Below are 20,060 nucleotides of genomic sequence, written 5' to 3' on the forward strand. Positions count from 1 at the left end.
TGTTTGCCGGTGACACTGGCTCATGAGCGCTCGTAGTGGGCGACGACGGCCTTGGCAAGGTCTGCGATCAACGTCCTCGCCTCTGGCGGAGCAATGACATCAATGGAGTCTCCGAATTGCAGCAGTTGGCGGACGCCACCGATCTGGGCGTAGTCGATTGTCACTCGCACGGTTTCCGCCGTGGTACCGCCGACCACTGCGGACAGGCGTGAGCCCAGAATTCGTTGTGCGAGGTCCAGGTACCTGCGATCCAGTTCGGCGATGACCGCTACCGATCCTGCGGGTTGTTCGAGCGATGCCGCCAGTACGGCGGAGACCGATTCCAGCGTTTCTCCCGGACGTAGACGCCGCGGCGCATCCAGGACCGACCATGACGCTAAACGTGCTGTGGCGTACTGGCGTGGTGCACCGTCACGGTCGGCGACGAGGTACCAGCGTCCTCCCCGCCCAAGCAGACCATAGGGGTCCACGACACGTTCATCTGCCGAGTCTTCCCCGCTGCGACGGTACCGGATGGCCAGTCGTTTGCCTTGACGGACATCGTCGGCAAGTGCCGCCACATCGCCATTCGAGGGAGCGACGGAGAACCACGGGCGATTGTCTACGGTGACGATCTGTGACAAGGGCAGAACATCGGAAAGGTGCCCCGGCCCCGGCGCCGCGAGTTTTCCCAATGCCGTTGTTGCCAGAGCCTCCATACCGAGTTCGGTGGCACGGTCTACATCGAGTCCTGTGACGCGCAGCAGATCTTTCTCCCGTGTGGAGAGACCGGAGGCGGTGAACCGTCCGCCGGGAAGCAGGGATACTCCGCCGTACCTTCCGGGTTCGGTCACGAGGGCAACGCCTGCGTCGGACAGTACGGTGAGGTCACGGTGAACCGTCCGGGGCGATACCCCCAATTTGCTCGCGAGGTCGGGCACCGTCGACCGTCCGCGTGCTTTGAGGATGCTCAGTAGGTCGAACAGTCGTTGGGGGCGGGACATCTCGGTGCCTTTCGTGATTTTTGCGCTACTGAATCGGAACCATGACAGGTTCTGTCATGGTATCGCCGCAGACTCGGTATGAGAGGCGGCGGACCACGGCGCCTCACCCATTCCGAGTGAAAGGAGGCCGTCATGGCCACCCCGAATCCCTACACCTTCATCATCTACGTCAGTGATGCCCAGGCATCCGCGGCGTTCTATGGAGACCTGCTCGATATCACTCCGGTATTCGAGTCTCCGAGGTTCATCGCCTTCGAGCTGTCTCCCGGCGTTCAACTGGCGGTGTGGAGCGGGTCCGATGTTTTCGGCGAGACTGTCGCACCGGATACTGCGCTGACCCGTACCAGTGAGTTGTGCCTGTCACTGGGCAGTGCCGACCAGATCGACGCACGCTTCGCAGACTGGCGGTCACGTGGCGTGCGGATCGTGACGGAACCGTATGACGATGTCTTCGGGTGGACATTCGTCGCCGCTGACCCAGACGGCAATCTTATTCGTGTTGCCCCGGTGGACTGATTCGACCGTGGCGGTCACTCAGGAGGCTGGCGGGCCGGAACACCCAGAAATTCTGCAGCAGGAAGTTCAACGTCGTGGCGACTCCCTGTGAGACGAACCAGGACCAGAAGAGGATGCCGGGCATGGACGGAAAGACATGCCCTATGAGCCAGTCAACGAGAACTGCGGCGGTGAGGCAGACGACATAGGACGCTGCAGCCCGGGCTTTCTCTGCCACGGACCGTTCACCGCTGAAGGTGAGGTAGCTGTTCAGGTAGTAGGCCACCGTGCTGCCGACGATGTAGCTGCCACCCCGGGCGAAGACTCCGGGCGCTCCGAGGTGCAGAAGTAACGCCTTGGTTGAGAAATCCACGATGGCGCCGATGACGCCGACCGAGCCGAAGCACAGGACTTTCCGGAACAAGAGACTCCTCGGTCGGCGTGGTGTTTTCCGGTGCCACCGGGCGGTGGCGACCTGATCACCTTACCGGGGAGCGTCTTTCGATTCGACCGGACGATCTGAGTCACCGCTCAGAACGATTATGCGGCCGGAATCGTTCTGAGCGGTGACTCAGTACCGCGGTGCGACCGGGAACCACGCCTCGCCGTCACGGTGCTGGCCTACGTTGCCGACCTCTTCGTGCTCGAAGGCCTGGAACTCGGAGAAGAAGTCCGGCCAGTTCTCGCTGGTGATGTCTGTGGCAATGCGGTTGGCCAGACGTGTCAGCCCGGCGTAGATCCCGGAGAGCTGGTTACCCGCCACAGCGTGGGAGGCCCGTGCTCCAGTGGACAGGTGAAACAACCGAGGGATGTAGGACGCGGCATCGGACGACGCACCGCCGTCGGTCTCCTTTGCCTGGAACTGGAAACCGTCGCCCAGGTACGGGCACTGGCCCAACGGGTGGCCGTTGGCGGGGGCGAACCGGTCGGACCACAGGGCGATGTCAGGCAGGAACTCGCTCAGCTCGGGACGCAGCCCCAGGTTCACTGTGTACCCCGTTGCCGAGATCACGAAGTCGCAGACGTGTTCCTTGCCGTGGTCGTCAGTCACCATGACCTCAGCTCCGTCCGCACCGTCCCGTACTTCGGCGGATGCCCACCGTGTGTCCGTCAGCAGCCGGAAGTTGTCGTGGGCGAAAGCGCGCCACACCGATGCCTGCGTCGGCGGCTGTGGAAGCCCGCCGTTGAACAGGGAGAACTCCCATTTCTGGTCATCGCTGAGATCGAAGAAGTGCTCCTGCATGCCGGGGAACTCCATCCAGCGCAGCGAGTTCTGCCGGGGGATGTCCACACGCCGGACGTGCATCTCCACGCTGGTGGCCCCGGCCTCCAGCGCGGCGGAGGCGTTGTCGAAGCCACTGGCGCCGCCGCCCAGCACGATCACGCGTTTGCCGCGTAACGCGGCGAAGTCGATAGGGTCCTCAGTGTGCGCCCGGAACTGCTGGGGCAGAGACTCCACCAGTGGTGGCAGGAACGTCCCGCCACCACCGACGAGGCCCATGGCGAAGACGATGCGTCGGGCCCGGTACACGACGGCTTCTGTGTCGCCCTTCCCGTCACGCGCAGCCGCGATGTGGAAGTATCCGTCGTTGTCGGGCCTGGTCACTCCCGTGATACGGGTGTGGAAATCCACATCGGCACCGGTGGTCTCCCGGTACCAGGTGAGGTACTCGTTCCAGTCCTCACGGGGCGTCAGGTCGGTGGCGGCCCAGGCCTCGGCACCGTACTTCGCCTCGAACCAGCGCTCAGTGTGCAGTGACGGAATGTCGAGTTCGATGCCCTTCATGTTCTTCGGGCTGCGCAGCGTGTGCATCCGGGCGTATCGGGTCCAGCAGCCGGCTTCCTGCGGCGGGCCGGCCTCAAGCACTTTCACTCCGCCGATCCGGTGCCGGGACAGGGCGAACGCTGTCCCGAGCCCTGCCTGGCCGCCGCCGATGACCAGCACGTTGTAGGCGCCTTCCACGGGGGCCGGCACCCAGTCGTGGTTGTGCCCGATCAGCGCCATGTCGGCTCGGGCCTGTGTAGCCAGCGCTTCGAGGTTCGCCCGGGCCACGTCCTTCGGCAGAGGCTCTGGTCGGTGGCGACGGGAGTGTTCGGGCAGGGCGGGGCTGGGGATCACACGGGTCATCGGTCGATCGGCTCCATTCTCGTCGTCGGCGCCCGGGGTGGGCGGCTGTCAGAAGCGAGAGTCTAGGAACCGCCTGTTTCGACGGAGTTTCGTGCAGATGTTCCCGTGGTTCCGAAGGGGAGCCGGGGGTAAGAGGACCCTTCTACCAGCGGCTTTCGATGTCGAGTTGGCCGTTGTCGGTCAGTTCGCCCCACACGCGCAGCCGGGAGATACCCCCGTCGGGGTAGACGTCGGCACGGACGGCGACGATCGGCGTCGGCCCGGTGGTGCCTTCGGCGGTGTCGGACACGGCGAACCGGTGCCGGGTGTCCGGCAGTACCCTCGTCTTGCCGACGAGCTCGACCTCCTCACCGCCGGCGGTCACGCCGGTCAGCTTCACGTCGCCGGGCGCGTTGAATACGAAGTAGGACGTGTCGAACTCGATCCAACGCACGCGTCCCTCTCCGGCGAGCTGGACGGTGACCGAGTCGTTGCCGTCGTCACGACGCCGCGCATTCTCCCAGCCGCCGCCCATGTTGTGTGCGCGTCCGATGGAGATGATCTGGTTGGGGTGCGAGTAGAACATGTTCGTGCACTCGGTGACCCGGCCACCGTTCTCCACCGCGGCCAGGTCGATGGTGCCGGTGATGAAACGCGGGTCCGGGGCAGGTTGTCCGTGGACGCGCAGGCGGGAGATGCCGCCGTCGGGGATCATCTCCAGCTTCACGTGCGTCACGCGACGGGCGGCGGCATCTCCGGCGGGGAAGATCTCGAGGTGGTGCTTGTGGTCGCCCTTGGCGTCCATGGGAGCGACGAGGGTGAACCACCGGTCGTCGGGCAGTGCGGCAAGTTCCTCACCGGTGAGATACTCGTCGCAGGTCAGTCCGTGCACGGCGATCTGAGGCGGGTAGTTTCCCTTGAACCAGGCGGTGTCGACGACGATGCCCTTGATATGTCCCGGGACACCGAGGCGCACGATCGCGGCGTCATTCTCGCCGACCTCGTCGTGACGCCTGCGTCGGGTCTCCCACCCGTCGTAGACCTTGCCCTTGTTGCCGAACTCGTTCGGGTCGAAGGCGGGCTCATGAGGCATGATGAGGTTCTCGCGCTCGGCGAAGGATTCGTCGGACGCCCACACCACGGAGCCGGCCAACGCACGGCTGGCGAGGTCGGGGTAGGACAGGAAGTCGTAGTGCTCGGTCATGGTGATCCTCAGGGTCGAAGGGTGAAAGGGCGGACGTCGGCGGGGAAGACGGCGTCGTCCTCCAGATCGGCCGCCGGGACGTGCGGGGCGGACGGGCGGATGTAGACGGGCTCGCCGCCGATCCAGGTACGGGTCACCACGCCGGCCAGGGCGCGCTGGGCGTAGGCGGTGAACTTGTTGCGTTGGTGCAGCTCATCGGGCAGGACGACGAAGGCGTCGTCAGCGCTCACGGTGGCCAGGTCGGCGCGGCGGCCTTCCTGGATCGCGCCGCGATCTGACAGCCCGGCCCATTCGGCCGGGGCCTGGCACATCCAGCCGATGACATCCGCCAGTGACAGTCCGCGCACCCTCGCCTGGGACCACACCACCGGCAGCCCCAACTGGACCGAGCCGATGCCGCCCCACGCCTCGCCGAAGGAACCACCGGATCCGCGCCCGTCGGCGCCACCGGCACCGAGGTCGTTACCGGTGGCGGCGAGGGCGGAGAAGGCGGTGAGTTCATTGCGTTCATTGGCGGATGCCTGGGCGTCGGCGACCTCGGCGAATTTCTTCAGCTCCGCGGTGCAGGGGGAGTGGTCGGAGACCACCGTGGAGATGATGCCGTCCACGAGCCCCTTCCACAGGCGCTCACGGTTGCCGGCGGTGCGCACCGGAGGGCAGCACTTGTACTGGGTCGCGCCGTTCTGGATTTCCTCGGAGAACAGCGCGAGGTAGTGCGGGCACGTTTCAGCGGTGATGCGCACGCCGCGATCCTGGGCCGCGGCGATCTGGTCGATGGAGCCGGAGTCGGAGAGGTGCAGGATGTGCGCCCGGCAGCCGGTGGCCTCGGCAGCCTCGATCACCGTGGCGATGGCTGTCGCTTCTGCGGAGGAGGGCCGGGACGCCAGGAAACTATCGAAGGTTTCATCGATGCCGCCGGCGGCATCGACCTTCGCTTCACCGGCGGCGATTTCGTCGGCATCCTCGGCATGGACGATGAGCAGACCGTCGAACTCCGCGATCTCGGTCATCGCCTGACGCAGCTGCCCGGTGGACAGGGGCTGGAACTCATCCACCCCGGAATGCAGCAGGAAGCACTTGAAACCGAACACGCCCCGGTCCCACAAGGCCCGCAGGTCACCGGTACCGAGGTTCTCCGGCACGACACCACCCCAGAAACCGACGTTGACCTTGGTCTTCGGGGCGGCGACGTCCTGCTTGGCATCCAGCGCATCCACGGTGACGGTGGAGGGGATCGAGTTCAGCGGCATGTCCAGCAGCGTGGTCACTCCGCCGGCGGCGGCCGCCCGGGTCACCGAGGCGAAGCCCTCCCAGTCGGTGCGCCCGGGCTCGTTGACGTGGACGTGGGTGTCGACCAGGCCGGGGATGAGCACCTGGTCATCGGGGACGTCCACCACCGTGGCATCGGTGTAGGTGAATTCGTCGGGGAGTTCGGCGTCCTGCTCGTCGAAGACGGCGGTGATCTGTTCTCCGGCGACGAGGACCGTCGCGGGACCCTGAATCGGGGTGCGGTCGTCCTCAGGCAGGTACACGGCGTGGGCCGCGCGGTAGATCGTGGTGATGTCTGTCATGGGTTCACTCCTTAAACTCCTTACAGTCGTCCGCTCACCTGGAGACTACGCAACTGGTCGTGGTCTGCTCCCGTGAGTTCCAGTTCCTGGTCGGTGACGGCACCGCAGGCGTGGGCCCGCAGCAGGTAGCCGGCCATCGCCTTTGCGGTGGCCGGTTCATCCATCCACCGGCTGGTGTCCCCGGCGATGTAGGCACGCAGCCGTTCGGCACTGAGGCGCCAGTCGGCACGAAAGTACGCGATGGTGGTCAGGTGACGTGTCACCAACTGGTGGGCGTGCAGGTCCCAGCCTTGCCGGATACCACGGCGCAGGTGGCGTGCCACCAGGTTGTGGTGGATACGCCATCCCTCCAGTATCTCCGTGCGGGTGCCGACGGGGATGCGGTTGGTGGAGCCGTCCGAGAGTTCCACGCCGACGGCGGTGGTGGCGACCTGCAGCACATCCTTCGCGTGATCGGCGACAGGGTGGTCCATGGACTGCTCGGCGGCGTCGACCCCGAGGGAGGCGGAGTAGTCGTAGGTACCGTAGTGCAGCGACAGGACGCGCCCCCGACCGGCGTCAATGAGGCGGGCGGGTTCACTGGCGCCATCAGCGGCGAGCACGGCCTGCGGGGTCTCGACCTGCACCTCGAAGGGGATCTCGGGCAGGCCGAGCGATGCTTCCATGGCACGCAGGACATCGACGAAGACGTCGACCTGGCGGTGGTGCTGCACTTTCGGAAGCGTCAGCCGCAGCGCCCGACGGTCGTGTTCCAGCACCTCGTGCAGGACGTTCCGCTCCGCCAAACCCGTCAGGACGATGGCGAGGGTGCGCAGTCCACGGTCACGGACGGCCGGGTCAAAGGATTTGAACCGGATTCCGGCGAATGCCGGGGTGGCGCTGTCCGGTGTGCTCAGCCAGGTGGCCAGGACCTCAGCGGCCTGCTGCGCCATGGCATCCTCGTCGGCGTCGCGGTCGGCCTGCGGAATGTCACGCTGGGTGAAGCCGTCCTCGAAGTCGATGCGCAGGTCCTCGATCGGCTCGCGCAGCAGTTTCTCCCGGGTGAGTTCACCGACGGTGTCGGCGTGCTCGTCGGCGACGCCGAGGTCCCGGGCAAGATCGGCGGGGCTACCGTACGAGTCGAGGGCGTCCACGGCGGCGGACGCCCAGCGCCGGGGCAGATCCGCGCCGGGCGCGTTGTCACCGACAACGAGATGGGCGGGCACGTACACGGTGTGGACGGGCTGGCGCCACGTGACCGGTGTCGCCCAGCGCCCGGCGACCAGCGGGTCGATGTCCGCCAACTTTGTGTCGGCGAGGGCGGTGATGTCTGTCAGGACGCTGGGGTCGACACTGGGGGCGGGCAAGGATGCTCCTCGACTGTACGGGGTGGTTCCTCCGGATGTTACGTCATCGGGCGTCGAAGGACGGCCAGTTACCCCATCTCCTGTCCGCCGATAGACCCGTTGTCATCTTTCCATACGACCACCGTCGACGGCCGGGCCAGCGACGTGCCGCCGTCGGGCCAGTGCGACGCGGTGGTTTCCACGGTCGCCTCGTCATCTTCACCGGGGTGCTGGACGTTGACCAACACGCGGGTGTCGGTCACGACCGGGCCGCATGTTTCGGCCCCGGCGGGAACGGTGAGGAACTGCTTGGTCAGGCCGCGGGTCTCGCCGTCCAGTGAGACGGCGAACAACCCGTCGTTGGACTCCAGTGCATTTCCGTCGGTGGAGACCCACAGGTTTCCGTGCGGGTCGAAGGCGAGGTTGTCGGGGCAGGAGATCGGGGACACCCTGGACTTGTCGAAGCCACCGAAGTACGTTTCGGCGGCTGCTGGATCGCCGCAAACCAGCAGCAGGTTCCAGGTGAAGCTTTCTCCGGTATGGCTGTCCTCCATCTCCAGGATGTACCCGTTCTTGTTTTCCTTGACCGGGGCGTATTCCATGGCCGGTTCATCATCTTTGCCGGGACGTGCGGCGCCGCGGTACTCGTTGTTGGTCAATGCGGCGTAGACCCGACCAGTGGCGGGATGCGGTTGGACGTCCTCGGGACGGTCCATTTTCGTCGCTCCTGCTTTGTCGGCCGCCAGGCGGGTGAAGACCAGAACTTCTTCCCCTGACATTCCATCGACGTGGGAGTCGACGGATCCGTCTGCATGACAGGTCGCTAGTTTCACCCAGTGCCCGGCACCGTCGAACGCCTCGTCCTCCGGCAGGGTGTTCTCCTTGAAGTCAGGGGAGTTCCCTTCGAATACCGCGACGTAGAGCGTGCCTTCGTCGAGGGCCTTCATGTTTTCTTGTCGTGCTGTTGTGGCCTGGTGACCCGAGCCGGCAGGCGCGTCGACGAATTTCTTCGAGGACACGAACTTGTAGATGTACTCGAACCGTGAGTCATCCCCGGAATAGGACACGATGGTGCGGTCATCGGTGATGTGGACGGCAGCCGCCTCGTGTTTGAACCGTCCCAGCGCGGTGTGTTTGACGGGGGTGGAATTCGGGTCCCACGGGTCGACCTCGACGACCCAGTTGAAGCGGTGTGCTTCGTTGGGTTCTTTGGTGATGTCGAAGCGGTCGTCGAACCGCTCCCATTTGCGGGCCGTCTCGTCGTCTTCCATGCCATAGCGTGCGAAACGTTCTTGTGCTGCCTTGCCGTCCGCTTTCGCACCGCCCGCGAAGTACTGGTCGACGTTCTCCTCGCCGGACAGAATCGTTCCCCACGGGGTCACGCTTCCGGCGCAGTTGTTGAACGTGCCGCGTACGCGGGTGCCGGTCGGGTCGGTCGAGGTTTTCAACAGGTCGCGCCCGGACGCTGGTCCGGTAACCAGGAATTCTGTCTCACCGTGGATACGGCGGTTGTATTGTCCGATGACTGGCGCGAGGTGCCCGTCGGAATCGTTTGCCTCGACCTCTACGATCGACAGCCCGTGATTGGCGATCTCGATGCGGACCTGGTCCTCGGTGGGGTAGTCGGCGTCGTATCCGGGGAACATCTGCTGCGGGGTGGTGTATTCGTGATTGCTCACTAGCAGGAATCGGTTGTCCTCCCCGGTGATCGGCAACAGTTCGGCGAAGTCACAGTTGTAGCCGAACTGTTTCTCCGCTGCTGTGGGGGTCTGGTTGTCGACGGTCCAGGGTGCCGCTCCTTCGACGACAGGGTCTCCCCAGCGGATGACCACCTCGCTGCTGTATCCGGTGGGCACCGTGACAGCGTCCCTGGTGTTGGGTGCGACCATGTTGAACCGCATCCCCACCGGGGTGGAGGTCGTACCAGAGCCCGCTACGGGGGACGATGTCGATGCTGTCGGTGCCGGGCCCTGTCCGCATGCGGCGAGAAGCCCTCCTCCGCCGAGAACAATGGTCGCGGTACCGGCGCCGCGCAGCAGGGTACGACGGTCGAACTCTTTACGCACGATATCGCGGAAATACACGTTGTCGGAGGTGTTGGGTACCGGTTTGGAGCAGGCGTCGCCGCACTTGTACACACAGGTGCGGTGGGATCGGCTGGAGGTGAAATCGAGCCTGGACAGGAGGTTTCGGCCGAGTAGCGCCATGGGTCGTCTCTTCTCATGGTGGTCGTCACAGTGCAGTCGGGCGACAAACCTAGCCAGTGCAAGCATCGTCGGAATGGCCTGCAGGTGACCGGACGGTGAATTCCGTCACCACCAGTGCCTACGGTGTTGTAACTGTAACGGACGTTCGGTACAGTTCCTCAGCGTGCACACCACGTGCGGAATAACCCAGAACATCCGGAAACACCGGAGCGACTGGAACACACAGGAGGTAGCGAACGTGAGTCACACGACAACGACGGGACGGACGGTCGGACGTCCGTCCGGAGACAGGGGCATCGCTGCCTCTACCACTCCCGCCCAGCGGTGGAGCTTCCTCGGCATCATCAGCCTCGGACTGTTCCTCGTCGGCGCCGACAATTCGATCCTCTACACGGCGCTGCCGGTGCTGCGCGATGAACTGCACACCACCGCCCTGCAGGGCCTGTGGATCATCAACGCCTATCCGCTGGTCCTGGTCGGGTTGCTGCTCGGCACCGGCACCCTCGGGGACAAGATCGGTCATCGGGTCATGTTCCTCACGGGTGTGAGTGTCTTCGGCATCGGTTCGCTGCTCGCGGCGTTCTCCCCGAACGCGTGGATGCTGATCGCGGCCCGCGCTGTTCTCGGATTCGGCGCGGCCACGATGATGCCCGCCACCCTGGCGCTGATCCGGCAGACCTTCACGGATGTCCGTGAGCGCAACACTGCTATCGGTATCTGGGGCTCGATCGCGGTCGTCGGTGCAGCATCCGGACCGGTGCTCGGCGGCTTCCTGCTGGAGCACTTCCACTGGGGCACGGTATTCCTCATCAACGTGCCGGTCGTGATCGTGATCCTCGTTGCGACCGCCGTGTACGCCCCCGCGAACCAGGCGGACCCGTCCCGGCACTGGGACGTGTTGTCCTCGGTGTGGGCGATGCTGGCTATGGTCGGTGCGGTGATGGCGATCAAGGAGATCGCCAATTCCGCCGGCAGTACGAGCCTCGTACTGACCTCTGTCGGCGTGGCTGTGGTTGGTGCCGTGCTGTTCGCGCACCGCCAGGGACTGCTGCGGCGCCGGGGTATGCCGGCTCTGCTGGAGTTCGGCATCTTCCGGGACCGGATGTTCGCCGGCGGGACGTTGGCGGCGATGTTCGCGATGTTCGTGCTGGCAGGTGCGGAGTTGATGACCACGCAGCGGTTCCAGACCTCGGGCGGGTTCAGCCCGCTGGAGGCCGGCCTGCTGGTGGCCTCGGCGGCGGTGCCGGCGATCCCGGCCTCGATCCTCGGTGGGATGAACCTGCACCGTCTCGGCTTCCGCACGTTGATCACCGGTGGTTTCATTATCAGCGGGGCAGGCGTGGCGACTGTGGTGTGGGCGGTGCCGGACCAGCCGTTGTGGCTGGCGGTCATCGGCCTGGGTCTGGTGGGCGTCGGATCGGGCTGTGTGATGTCTGTGTCGTCCTCGGCGATCATCGGTTCGGCGCCGGAGAGCAAGGCGGGTATGGCGTCCTCGGTGGAGGCCATCTCCTACGAGTTCGGCACGCTGCTGTCGGTGGCCATCCTCGGCAGTCTGATGCCGATGTTCTACGCGATGCGTGCTCCGTCCGCGGTCTCCGGAGACGTCGATCACGGGGTGGACCACCCGGTGTTCGGTGCGGCCGCCGCAGACGCCTACGACACCGGCTACCTGCTGGTGCTGGTGATTGCCGGTATCGTCGCAGTGGTTGCCGCTCTGGTGACGGCCTGGTGCTTCCGTGGAAACCCGAAGGAGGCGAAGTACTCTGCGCACGAGTAAGAAGGACGTGATCCTGCGTGCCGCTGTCGGCATCATCGAGTCCGACGGCCTGGATGCGGTGACCTATGAGTCGCTCGCGGATGCATCCGGGATGTCGAAGTCGGGGCTGATTTACCACTTCCCGTCGCGCCATGAGCTCATGCTCGGGGTGCACCGCTTCCTTGCGGGGCAGTGGGAGGAAGATCTTGAATCGGCGGCTGGAGGCCCGGCAGGTGAGGTGACACCGGCCGAGCGGTTGCGTGCGATGGTGCTGTCGTTGAGCCGGTCGGCGACGCGCGCGGACCTGCTGTTGCAGGTCGACTCTCGGACACACCGGGATTTCGTGGAGGTCTGGCGCGATGTCGATCAGCGGTGGCTGCCGCCGATTGACGGTGTCGACGGGGACGGGGAGGACGCCGCCCTGAAGCGTGCGGCGTATCTGGTGCAGATCCTCGCTGACGGTCTGTGGATGCACGACCACGTCCATGACCATGCGTTGACCGATGCGCAGCGTAAGGCGTTGACGTCGGCGATCCTTGAACTGATCCCGTAGCTGGTCCCGTGGATCCGGCTGCCCGCCGCTCGCCTCGACCGGGCCGAACGTCCTACAGTGGGCGATGATGGAGCACCTACACGGCCACGACCACGATTCCTGTACCCCTGATCTCGACCGCGACCTGGCGGTGACGGGGATCCGGTCCCCGGAGGAGAAGCCGGCACAGGTGATCTCCGACGAGAAGACCTCACCGTCCCGGGTCGTCGAACCGGTCATCGAGGTGACACCGTTGTCCCTGGAGCCGGAGGTCATCGTCCGCTCCTCCCAGGTTCCCGTGGTTGTGCTCATCGGCTCGGCGGTCGATCCCGGGATGACGGCGTTACGTCGAGACCTGAAGAACCGCGCCGCTTCAGCGGCGTTGCGCTGGATTTTCGGTGTGGTGGACGCCGACCGGTTCCCACAGGTCGTCCGTGCTTTCCGCCCGACGACGCTGCCGTCGGTGACCGTCGTGGCAGGCGGAACCGGTGTCCGTGCCTGGACCCCGGCAGACGGTGCGGAGGTCGATTGTGGGGACTGGGCCGAGCAGGTCGTCGTGACAGTGTCCGCACGCCTTGAGGGGTTGCCCGAGGATGCGGTCACCGACGGAGCCGACCAGGCGACCGCGGGCACCTCCTTCGCTGCAGATCCGAGACTCCAGGAGGCGGCGGAGCTGGTCGGCCACGGGGACGCCGAGGCTGCGCTGGTCCTCTACGACCGTATGCTCGCCGAGTACCCCGATCCGGCCGCAGCATCCACCCTGCATCGCGCGCGGGCTGCCGTCGCTGTGCTGGCCCGTACGGGGGACATGGACCGGTCGGCGGTGTTGTCGGCGGTGGCGGACGCCCGTCGGGGTCCGCGGGGTGATGTCGACACCTTGCTCCGCGCCGCAGACGTCCTGGTCCTCCTCGACAGACCGGCCGAGGCGGTGGAGCTGTTGTCGGGGGCGCTGACGGACGTGCGCGACGGAGATGGTGAGGGGGACCGGGTCCGTCACCGCCTCCTGGAGTTGCTGTACCTGCTGGAACCTGGTGATCCGGTGGTGACGCTGGCCCGCCAGCGGATTGCGGCAGCGGTGTTCTGACTCGGTCCGCGGCAACCGCACGGTCACCGGACCAGGCCCAGGGCCTCCGCATCGGTGAGCATGGCGGCCTCCAGCTTCTGAAGTAGCGCCGGGCCGTCGAGCTTCACTCCGATGAGCACGACCTCGTTGCCTGGTTCCAGACCTGCGGCTTTCCACGAGGCTGCGGGGCGGATCGCCAGGTCCGGCCCTGCCTGGTGCCACACCTGCGCGAACTCGAGGCGGTCGGCGAACCAGCAGTAACCTTTCGAACGAACCAGCCCGGTGGTGGAACGGAGCGCCTCGAGGAGTCTGCCCCGGTCGAGCGGTCGTTCTCCGCGGAACACCACGGAGCTGATGCCGTACTCCTCGGTCTCCGGGGTGTGGGGGTTTGCCAGTTCTTCCGCATAGCCCTGGTACGTCCGTGCCGTGGCTTCGTTGTACAGCTGTGCGCCGAGGATCTCAGTGGTCGCACTGCGCCCGTGGACCAGTCCGTCCACCATGATGTCGATCACCGCCCGCGGATTCATCCGACGTACCAGTGAGATCGTGGCGGAGAGTCGGTCAGCGGAGACCAGGTCAGATTTGGTGATGTAGATGCGGTCGGCGAATTCGACCTGGTCGACGAGGAGATCGGCGACGGTGCGCTCGTCCTCGGGCGTGGATCCACGGTCGGCGTCCCGGAGGCGGACGCGTGTGCCGAGGCCGTCGAGGAACTGCACGGCGTCGACGAGGGTGACCATCGTGTCGATCGGCGCGAGATCCGCGAGGCGTGTCCCGTCGTCCCACTGCCACTCGAAGGTGGCGGCCACCGGCATTGGTTCTGAGATACCCGTCGATTCGATGAGGATGTGGTCGTAGGCGCCGCGTCGGGCGAGGGTGCCGACGGACTCCACGAGGTCGTCGCGTAGCGTGCAGCAGATGCAGCCGTTGGTCAGTTCCACGAAGCGGTCTTCGCCGCGGGTCAGGTGACCTTCACCGGCGATGAGGGCGGCGTCGATGTTGACCTCGGAGAAGTCGTTGACGATGACCGCGATGCGGCGTCCGTCACGGTTCGCGAGCACGGCGTTGAGCAGTGTTGTCTTGCCGGAGCCGAGGAATCCGGACAGGACGGTCACGGGGGTGCGACGGTGCGTGGTGGTCATGCTTCCTTCGCCACCCGTCCGTGGTCAAGGACGATGACCCGGTCCGCACTGTCCGCCTGGTGGCGGTGGTGCGTGGCGATGACGACTGTGGTGCCGGCCTGGCTCTCCTCGCGGACGGCCTTGTCGATCATGGTGACGGTGGTGGTGTCGACTGCGGACAGGGGTTCGTCGAGCAGGAGCAGCGGAGCCTGCTGAGCCAGTCCCTGTGCGATGAAGGTGCGTTGGCGTTGGCCACCGGACAGGTCACTGAGGGTGCGGTCGGCCAGATCGGTAATTCCCATCCGTCGCATCGACGCGTCGATGATGTCCCTGTCGCGCCGGGTGAGGGGGTGGAGCAGTCCACGGTGGCGCCATCGTCCCATGGCCACGGTCCGACGGACGGTGACCGGGAACAGCTCGGGTGCGGCGCTGTGCTGGGGGACCAGAGCTGTGTTCTCCGGGATCCCGGCGGCGACACCCGAGGTGGGGCGCAGTGTGCCGGCGAGGATACCGAGCAGGGTGGATTTTCCGGAACCGTTGCCGCCGACAAGGGCGGTGACGGTCCCTGGTTCGACAGTGAGAGTGATGTTCCGGAGGGAGGGGACCCGAGCGTAGCGGTGGGAGATGTCAGTGAGGCGGGGCGGTTCACGCATTCCTTCATGATAATGATAATCATTATCAAATGGAATTCCTTACTGCTCCGTTCGAGGTGTCGTTCGTCTTCCGGGCGCTGTTGGCCGGCGGGTTCGCCGCTGTGCTCTGCGCCTGTATCGGCACATGGGTTGTCCTGCGTGGTCTCGCATTCTTCGGGGATGCGATGAGTCACGGCATGTTGCCCGGGGTGGCGGTGGCGGCGCTCGTCGGCGGGAACCTCATGCTCGGGGCGGCGGTCAGTGCGCTGGTGATGTCGCTGGGCGTTGTCACCGTCAGTCGCATGTCACGGTTGTCGCAGGACGTGAGCATCGGTCTGCAATTCATCACGATGCTGTCGCTGGGCGTGGTGATCGTGTCGCATTCGGGATCGTTCGCGGTAGATCTCACGGCCTTTCTTTTCGGCGACGTTCTGGGTGTCACCGGCGGCGATGTTCTGGTCATCGCCATCGCCGCTGCTGTCGGGGGACTGGCCTGCCTTGTGTTGCACCGACCGTTCACGGCCCTGACGTTCGACGAGCGTAAGGCGCACACGCTGGGGTTGCGGCCGGGGGTGGCACATGTGGGGATGCTGGTTCTCGTCGCGTTGGCGACGGTGGCGTCATTTCAGGTGGTCGGCACGCTCCTGGTCTTCGGTCTGTTGATCGGGCCGCCGGCGACGGCGTTGCTGCTGGTCCGCGGGATTGGGCGGGTCATGGTTGTCGCGGCGGTGATCGGAGTGGTGCAGGTCTATGTCGGTCTGCTGGTCAGCTGGTATGCGGAGACCGCTGCCGGAGCGACAGTGACACTGCTCGGCGGGGTGAGCTTCCTGGTCGTGTTGGCGGCAAAGGCAGTTCTGTGTAGAGTCAGCTCCCGTACTGCAAATGATAATCATTATCAGTAGAGGAGAATGATGACGCTACAGCGCAGAACACGCGCTCGACCACCTGTCCCGCTCTCTCGGCTCGCCACCGTCCTTGCCGTCCTTGCCGTTCTCGCCGTCCCAGGCCTGGCCGTGGGATTGGTCGCGTGCGGTGCCCAGGACTCCGGATCGGAGCCGGTGGTCACCTCTGGTGCGACCGACACGCCACACGGTTATGTCGAGGGCGCCGACGAAGCCACCGAACCGCAGCTGAGGCTGGCAGCTATCGACGCTGACGACGCAGATTCCGGCGGTCTTACACTGGTCGACCTGCTGACCGGCGACTCGGTGGATGCACCGGCGGAGCCCGAAGGGGATGAGCCCGACGTGCTCAAGGAGTCTGACGGTCGGTTCCTGTTCACCGCAGACGACGCGGCCGTCACCGTCACCGACACCGGGGTGTGGACCGTGGACCACGGCGATCACAACCACTACTACCGGTCCGAACCGTCCGAGGTCGGCACGGTGGACGGCGACACCCCGGGCCACGTGGTGTCCAATGCTTCGCAGGTCGCGATGTTCTTCGACGGCGACGGCGCGGTGAAGGTCTTCCCCCGTCAGGCGCTCGGTGACGGAGAACTGACCGAGGACGTCTCCTTCGACGTCGGCGCCCACCACGGTGTCGCGGTTCCGTTCGAGGACCACGTCCTGACCACGGTCCCCGGGGACAGCGACGAGGAACTCCCCGGCACGATAGCGCTCTACGATGACGCCGGCGAGGAGGTCTCGGATGACCTCACCGGCGACACCGCCTGCCCCGAGATCCACGGTGCGGCAGGGCTCCGCGACCATGTGGCTTTCGCCTGTGGGGACGGTGTCCTGACAGTGGACGACGATCTCACCGCCGCGGTCACGCCGTACCCGCAGGACGCCGACGGGCGTGCGTGGTCCCTGGTGGCGGGTCGGGACCTCGTGGCCGCACCGTTTGAGGACGGTGGCCTCGGAGTCTTCGACCCGGAGTCTGGCGAGTGGCAGATTGCCGACACCGGTGCCCCTGTGGTTTCAGCCGCGGTTGCACCGGATGACTCCACCGTCTTCGCCGTCGACGAGGACGGCGTGGGCTATGTCGTCGATGCGGGATCCGGCGAGGTCACCGCACAGCGACAGCTGGTGGATGGCGGTGGCGACACGGCACCGTCGGTCGTCCTTACCCGGGAACGTGGGTATGTCTCCGACCCGGTGGCCGGGACCGTCGCTGAACTCGATGTGCGTGACAATCTGCGCGAAGCCCGCAGCATCGATGTCGGCGGACACCCTGCGGCGATCGCCGTGACGGGGGACAAGTGATGAACCGCCTCCGCATCCTCACCGCGACACTCGTTTCGGGACTACTCGCCTCCGTCCTCGTGGCCTGCGGCAGTGACGGCGAACGACCCAGCATCGTCGTCACCACGAACATCCTCGGCGACGTCGTCTCCCGGCTCGTCGGGGACTCTGCGGACGTCCAGGTGCTGATGAAACCCAACGCCGACCCGCACTCCTTCGGCATCTCGGCCAGGGAGGCCGGGGACATGCAGCAGGCTGACCTCATCGTCGCCAACGGTCTGGGACTCGAAGAAGGGCTTGGATCGAACCTCGACAACGCCCGCGAAGAAGGGGGCGACGTCCTCGAGATCGGTGAAGAGATCGACCCGCTGCCCTACGCCTCAGGCGGGGACGAGGGCGACCTCGACCCGCACTTCTGGACGGATCCCGGCCGCATGGTCACTGCCGCAGGAATCATCGCAGACCACCTGGCGGGTGCAGTCGACAGTGACGTCGGCGAAGAGATCCGGTCCTCCGCCGAGACCTACCGCGCGGAGCTGGACAACCTTGATACCGAGGTGTCCGAGCTCCTGGGCTCTGTGCCGGAGGACCGCCGGAAACTGGTGACCAACCACCATGTGTTCGGTTATCTCGCCGACCGCTTCGGGTACGACGTGATCGGCACGGTCATTCCCGGCGGTACAACTCTGGCAGCTCCCTCGGCGGCAGACCTGCGGGACCTGAGCACGACGATCCGTGACAACCGTGTCCCGGCGATCTTCGCCGATTCCTCACAGCCCCAACGCCTTGCCGATGTGCTTGCGGATGAGGCCGGAATCACTGTCGATGTCGTCCCCCTGTTCACCGAATCGCTCACCGAGCCGGACGGTGAGGCAGGCAACTACATCGACATGCAACGTACTAACGCCGAGCGCATCGCTGACGCGCTCGCCTGACACCTGATTTTTCATCTGACTCTCGAGAAGGAGAACTGACCATGTCCCCAACGTCCCTGATCCACAATCCACGACGGTTCCGCCGCAGCGCGACCGCTGCGGTGGCGGCGAGCCTCTCCGCCGTCCTGGCCCTGTCCGCCTGCTCGTCCGACGACAGTGGCAGCAGCGAGAGCTCGTCGGCCGAGGCATCATCGCACGACGGCCACGACCACGGAGATGAACCTGGCGCCGAGGCACAGGAGGTTGACGCCGCCGAGCCCCGTATCCTGACCACCTATGACGGCGGCTACCTCACGCTGGACGCCAACACTCTGGAGGTGATCTCGGACGAGAAGATCGACGGTTTCAACCGGCTGAACCCCCTCGGCGACGGTCGTCACGTCCTGTTGTCCACCGGTGACGGCTTCCAGCTCATCGATGCCGGTGTCTGGACTGAGCCGCACGGCGACCACACCCACAGCTACGCCGGTGATCCGGTCCTCACGGACACCGTCTTCGGTACCGACACCCCCGGCCACGTCGTCAGTCATGACGGCAACGTCGCCCTGTTCGGCGACGGTGACGGGAAGATCCAGCTGTTCAAGGCAGAGGATTTCCTGGATATCTCCGGTGGCGACGGCGACGATGTTCCGGAGCCGACCGTGACGGAGACGGACGATCCCCACCACGGTGTCGCCGTCGAGCTGTCAGACGGGACCTTGCTGCACACCGAAGGAACGGAAGAGCACCGTGACACCGTTGTCGCCCTCAGCTCCGATGGCGAAGAGATCGCGTCCAGTAACGACTGTGAAGGCGTCCACGGGGAGGCGACGGCCGCAGGAGAGGCCGTCTCTTTCGGCTGCGAGGACGGCGTCCTGATCTACAAGGATGGCGAGTTCACCAAGATCGATGCCGAGGACAGTTACGGGCGTACCGGTAACCAGTCCGGTTCTGATGCGTCTCCCGTTGTACTGGGTGACTACAAGGTGGACGAGGACGCAGAACTGGAGCGACCGACCAGGATCAAGCTGACGAACACCGAGGACAACACCGCACAACTCGTCGAGCTGGGGACGTCGTACAGCTTCCGCTCGCTGGCCCGCGGGCCGGAGGGTGAGGCTTTAGTGCTGGGCACGGACGGTAAGCTGCACGTCATTGACCCCGAGAGCGGCGAGGTGATCGACTCCTGGGACGTCATCGACGAGTGGGAGGAGCCGGTGGAATGGCAGGAAGCCCGCCCCACCCTGTTTGTCCAGGGGGACCGGGCCTATGTCTCTGAACCGTCCACCAATGAGCTTCACGTGGTAGACCTGTCCAACGGAGAGATTCTGACCTCCGCGGAGCTCCCGGAGACCCCGAACGAATTGACCGGCGTGACCGGTTAGCCCAACAATACGGAACGAAGATCGTCCTGCGGGAGACCGGATCTTCGGGGTCCGGAATGCGTTGCTTCTTGCCTGTAACCCCCAGCGAATGGATGGGTCATCGCAATATGCAGTGGTCCGGGCTCATTAATCCCAAACAAATCCTGCACAGGCAATCCAGCCGTCTGTTGGCGGCCTCGGCCGGGATGTTGGACGAGCCGATATAGCAAGAGGCAAGGACATCGTCGCACTGCCGCCCCACGAGTGGACGAAACTGCGCCGACTCCTCCAACCCTTTCGGTGTACCTATGCACGGTGTGTTGACCAGGTTGTTCATTAGCTTCCTGCCCTCATAACTGATTGGGTGCGAGCAGGTGGAAATGATGTCCTGGTAGAAAATCCAAATTGCTTCCAGCTTGCCTTGACGATCGTCGGTCGCCCGCAGCAACCTCTTAGGCCTTCTTCTGACGATCGGTCAGGGCTATGTCCTTGTTGGAAGGGTGCAACGGTGCTTGTGCGACGGATCATTCTTTTGGTTGCGTCGGCCAGACGACTCTCACTGCAAACGCTACCGGACGCTGGTGAGTTTATCGGCTGCCA

Annotated in this window: 17 protein-coding genes; 8 read left to right on the forward strand and 9 right to left on the reverse strand. The window is 65.3% G+C overall.

Annotation, left to right across the window (positions count from 1 at the left end; genetic code table 11):
* Positions 1–20: 20 nt before the first annotated feature.
* Positions 21–983 carry a helix-turn-helix transcriptional regulator gene (locus CGLY_RS01780; RefSeq protein ID WP_038545620.1) on the reverse strand — a complete coding sequence of 321 codons (963 nt, stop codon included), beginning with the start codon at positions 981–983 and terminating at the stop codon, positions 21–23.
* Positions 984–1,115: 132 nt separating this feature from the next.
* Here CGLY_RS01780 and CGLY_RS01785 point away from each other — a divergent pair, with 132 nt between their 5' ends.
* On the forward strand, positions 1,116–1,499 hold the full coding sequence (locus CGLY_RS01785; protein ID WP_038545623.1) for a VOC family protein: 384 nt from the start codon (positions 1,116–1,118) through the stop codon (positions 1,497–1,499).
* Here the strand turns inward: CGLY_RS01785 and CGLY_RS01790 are convergent.
* The 6 genes from CGLY_RS01790 to CGLY_RS01815 all read right to left on the reverse strand — a co-directional run bounded on the left by CGLY_RS01790 (position 1,474) and on the right by CGLY_RS01815 (position 9,892).
* On the reverse strand, positions 1,474–1,902 hold the full coding sequence (locus CGLY_RS01790) for a GtrA family protein (protein WP_052539456.1): 429 nt from the start codon (positions 1,900–1,902) through the stop codon (positions 1,474–1,476). The genes CGLY_RS01785 and CGLY_RS01790 overlap by 26 nt on opposite strands.
* Before the next feature lie 147 nt (positions 1,903–2,049).
* On the reverse strand, positions 2,050–3,606 hold the full coding sequence (locus tag CGLY_RS01795; RefSeq protein ID WP_038545626.1) for an NAD(P)-binding domain-containing protein: 1,557 nt from the start codon (positions 3,604–3,606) through the stop codon (positions 2,050–2,052).
* Positions 3,607–3,748: 142 nt separating this feature from the next.
* Entirely contained in the window at positions 3,749–4,789 is a 1,041-nt protein-coding gene (gene alc / locus CGLY_RS01800; protein ID WP_038545629.1) for an allantoicase, read from the reverse strand.
* A gap of 8 nt (positions 4,790–4,797) precedes the next feature.
* Entirely contained in the window at positions 4,798–6,360 is a 1,563-nt protein-coding gene (allB, locus tag CGLY_RS01805) for an allantoinase AllB (protein WP_038545632.1), read from the reverse strand.
* Between the two features lie 20 nt (positions 6,361–6,380).
* Complete coding sequence (locus CGLY_RS01810) at positions 6,381–7,706, reverse strand: DUF6986 family protein (protein ID WP_038545635.1); 1,326 nt, start codon at positions 7,704–7,706, stop codon at positions 6,381–6,383.
* Between the two features lie 68 nt (positions 7,707–7,774).
* Positions 7,775–9,892 (reverse strand): PhoX family protein, encoded by a 2,118-nt coding sequence (locus CGLY_RS01815; RefSeq protein ID WP_038545636.1) that lies wholly within the window; start codon positions 9,890–9,892, stop codon positions 7,775–7,777.
* A 295-nt stretch (positions 9,893–10,187) separates the two neighbouring features.
* Between CGLY_RS01815 and CGLY_RS01820 the strand changes: the two genes are divergently transcribed.
* The 3 genes from CGLY_RS01820 (at position 10,188) to CGLY_RS01830 (ending at position 13,264) form a co-directional block, all read left to right on the forward strand.
* Complete coding sequence (locus tag CGLY_RS01820; RefSeq protein WP_038550877.1) at positions 10,188–11,669, forward strand: MFS transporter; 1,482 nt, start codon at positions 10,188–10,190, stop codon at positions 11,667–11,669.
* A complete protein-coding gene (locus CGLY_RS01825; RefSeq protein ID WP_038550879.1) occupies positions 11,656–12,201 on the forward strand; it encodes a TetR/AcrR family transcriptional regulator in 546 nt (181 codons plus the stop codon). The genes CGLY_RS01820 and CGLY_RS01825 overlap by 14 nt, the downstream gene beginning before the upstream one ends.
* A 67-nt stretch (positions 12,202–12,268) precedes the next feature.
* Positions 12,269–13,264 carry a tetratricopeptide repeat protein gene (locus tag CGLY_RS01830; RefSeq protein ID WP_158407360.1) on the forward strand — a complete coding sequence of 332 codons (996 nt, stop codon included), beginning with the start codon at positions 12,269–12,271 and terminating at the stop codon, positions 13,262–13,264.
* 23 nt (positions 13,265–13,287) lie between these two features.
* Here CGLY_RS01830 and CGLY_RS01835 read toward each other — a convergent pair whose 3' ends face one another.
* Positions 13,288–14,385 (reverse strand): GTP-binding protein, encoded by a 1,098-nt coding sequence (locus CGLY_RS01835; RefSeq protein WP_038545640.1) that lies wholly within the window; start codon positions 14,383–14,385, stop codon positions 13,288–13,290.
* Positions 14,382–15,017, reverse strand: coding sequence for a zinc ABC transporter ATP-binding protein AztA (aztA, locus tag CGLY_RS01840; RefSeq protein WP_052539458.1), 636 nt, complete (start codon positions 15,015–15,017; stop codon positions 14,382–14,384). The genes CGLY_RS01835 and aztA overlap by 4 nt, the downstream gene beginning before the upstream one ends.
* Before the next feature lie 29 nt (positions 15,018–15,046).
* On the opposite strand from aztA, the gene aztB reads away from it, so the two are divergent.
* The 4 genes from aztB to aztD are packed head-to-tail and all read left to right on the forward strand — an operon-like array spanning position 15,047 to position 19,481.
* The gene (aztB, locus tag CGLY_RS01845) at positions 15,047–15,898 is read left to right on the forward strand and encodes a zinc ABC transporter permease AztB (protein WP_038545643.1); all 852 of its coding nucleotides are present in this window, start codon (positions 15,047–15,049) and stop codon (positions 15,896–15,898) included.
* 9 nt (positions 15,899–15,907) lie between these two features.
* Entirely contained in the window at positions 15,908–17,203 is a 1,296-nt protein-coding gene (locus CGLY_RS01850; RefSeq protein ID WP_052539459.1) for a hypothetical protein, read from the forward strand.
* Positions 17,203–18,117 carry a zinc ABC transporter substrate-binding protein AztC gene (aztC, locus tag CGLY_RS01855; RefSeq protein ID WP_038545646.1) on the forward strand — a complete coding sequence of 305 codons (915 nt, stop codon included), beginning with the start codon at positions 17,203–17,205 and terminating at the stop codon, positions 18,115–18,117. Before CGLY_RS01850 ends, aztC begins: the two co-directional genes overlap by 1 nt.
* A 41-nt stretch (positions 18,118–18,158) precedes the next feature.
* Entirely contained in the window at positions 18,159–19,481 is a 1,323-nt protein-coding gene (gene aztD, locus CGLY_RS01860) for a zinc metallochaperone AztD (RefSeq protein WP_052539467.1), read from the forward strand.
* Positions 19,482–20,060: the final 579 nt, after the last annotated feature.

Source organism: Corynebacterium glyciniphilum AJ 3170, assembly GCF_000626675.1.
Taxonomy (GTDB): domain Bacteria; phylum Actinomycetota; class Actinomycetes; order Mycobacteriales; family Mycobacteriaceae; genus Corynebacterium; species Corynebacterium glyciniphilum.

Bases quoted from the DNA above. Each gene is read 5' to 3' on its own strand.
- CGLY_RS01780 (WP_038545620.1), bottom strand. From the start codon at position 983: ATGTCCCGCCCCCAACGACTGTTCGACCTACTGAGCATCCTCAAAGCA.
- CGLY_RS01785 (WP_038545623.1), top strand. From the start codon at position 1,116: ATGGCCACCCCGAATCCCTACACCTTCATCATCTACGTCAGTGATGCC.
- CGLY_RS01795 (WP_038545626.1), bottom strand. From the start codon at position 3,606: ATGACCCGTGTGATCCCCAGCCCCGCCCTGCCCGAACACTCCCGTCGC.
- alc (WP_038545629.1), bottom strand. From the start codon at position 4,789: ATGACCGAGCACTACGACTTCCTGTCCTACCCCGACCTCGCCAGCCGT.
- allB (WP_038545632.1), bottom strand. From the start codon at position 6,360: ATGACAGACATCACCACGATCTACCGCGCGGCCCACGCCGTGTACCTG.
- CGLY_RS01815 (WP_038545636.1), bottom strand. From the start codon at position 9,892: ATGGCGCTACTCGGCCGAAACCTCCTGTCCAGGCTCGATTTCACCTCC.
- CGLY_RS01830 (WP_158407360.1), top strand. From the start codon at position 12,269: ATGGAGCACCTACACGGCCACGACCACGATTCCTGTACCCCTGATCTC.
- CGLY_RS01835 (WP_038545640.1), bottom strand. From the start codon at position 14,385: ATGACCACCACGCACCGTCGCACCCCCGTGACCGTCCTGTCCGGATTC.
- aztA (WP_052539458.1), bottom strand. From the start codon at position 15,017: ATGCGTGAACCGCCCCGCCTCACTGACATCTCCCACCGCTACGCTCGG.
- aztB (WP_038545643.1), top strand. From the start codon at position 15,047: ATGGAATTCCTTACTGCTCCGTTCGAGGTGTCGTTCGTCTTCCGGGCG.
- CGLY_RS01850 (WP_052539459.1), top strand. From the start codon at position 15,908: ATGACGCTACAGCGCAGAACACGCGCTCGACCACCTGTCCCGCTCTCT.
- aztC (WP_038545646.1), top strand. From the start codon at position 17,203: ATGAACCGCCTCCGCATCCTCACCGCGACACTCGTTTCGGGACTACTC.
- aztD (WP_052539467.1), top strand. From the start codon at position 18,159: ATGTCCCCAACGTCCCTGATCCACAATCCACGACGGTTCCGCCGCAGC.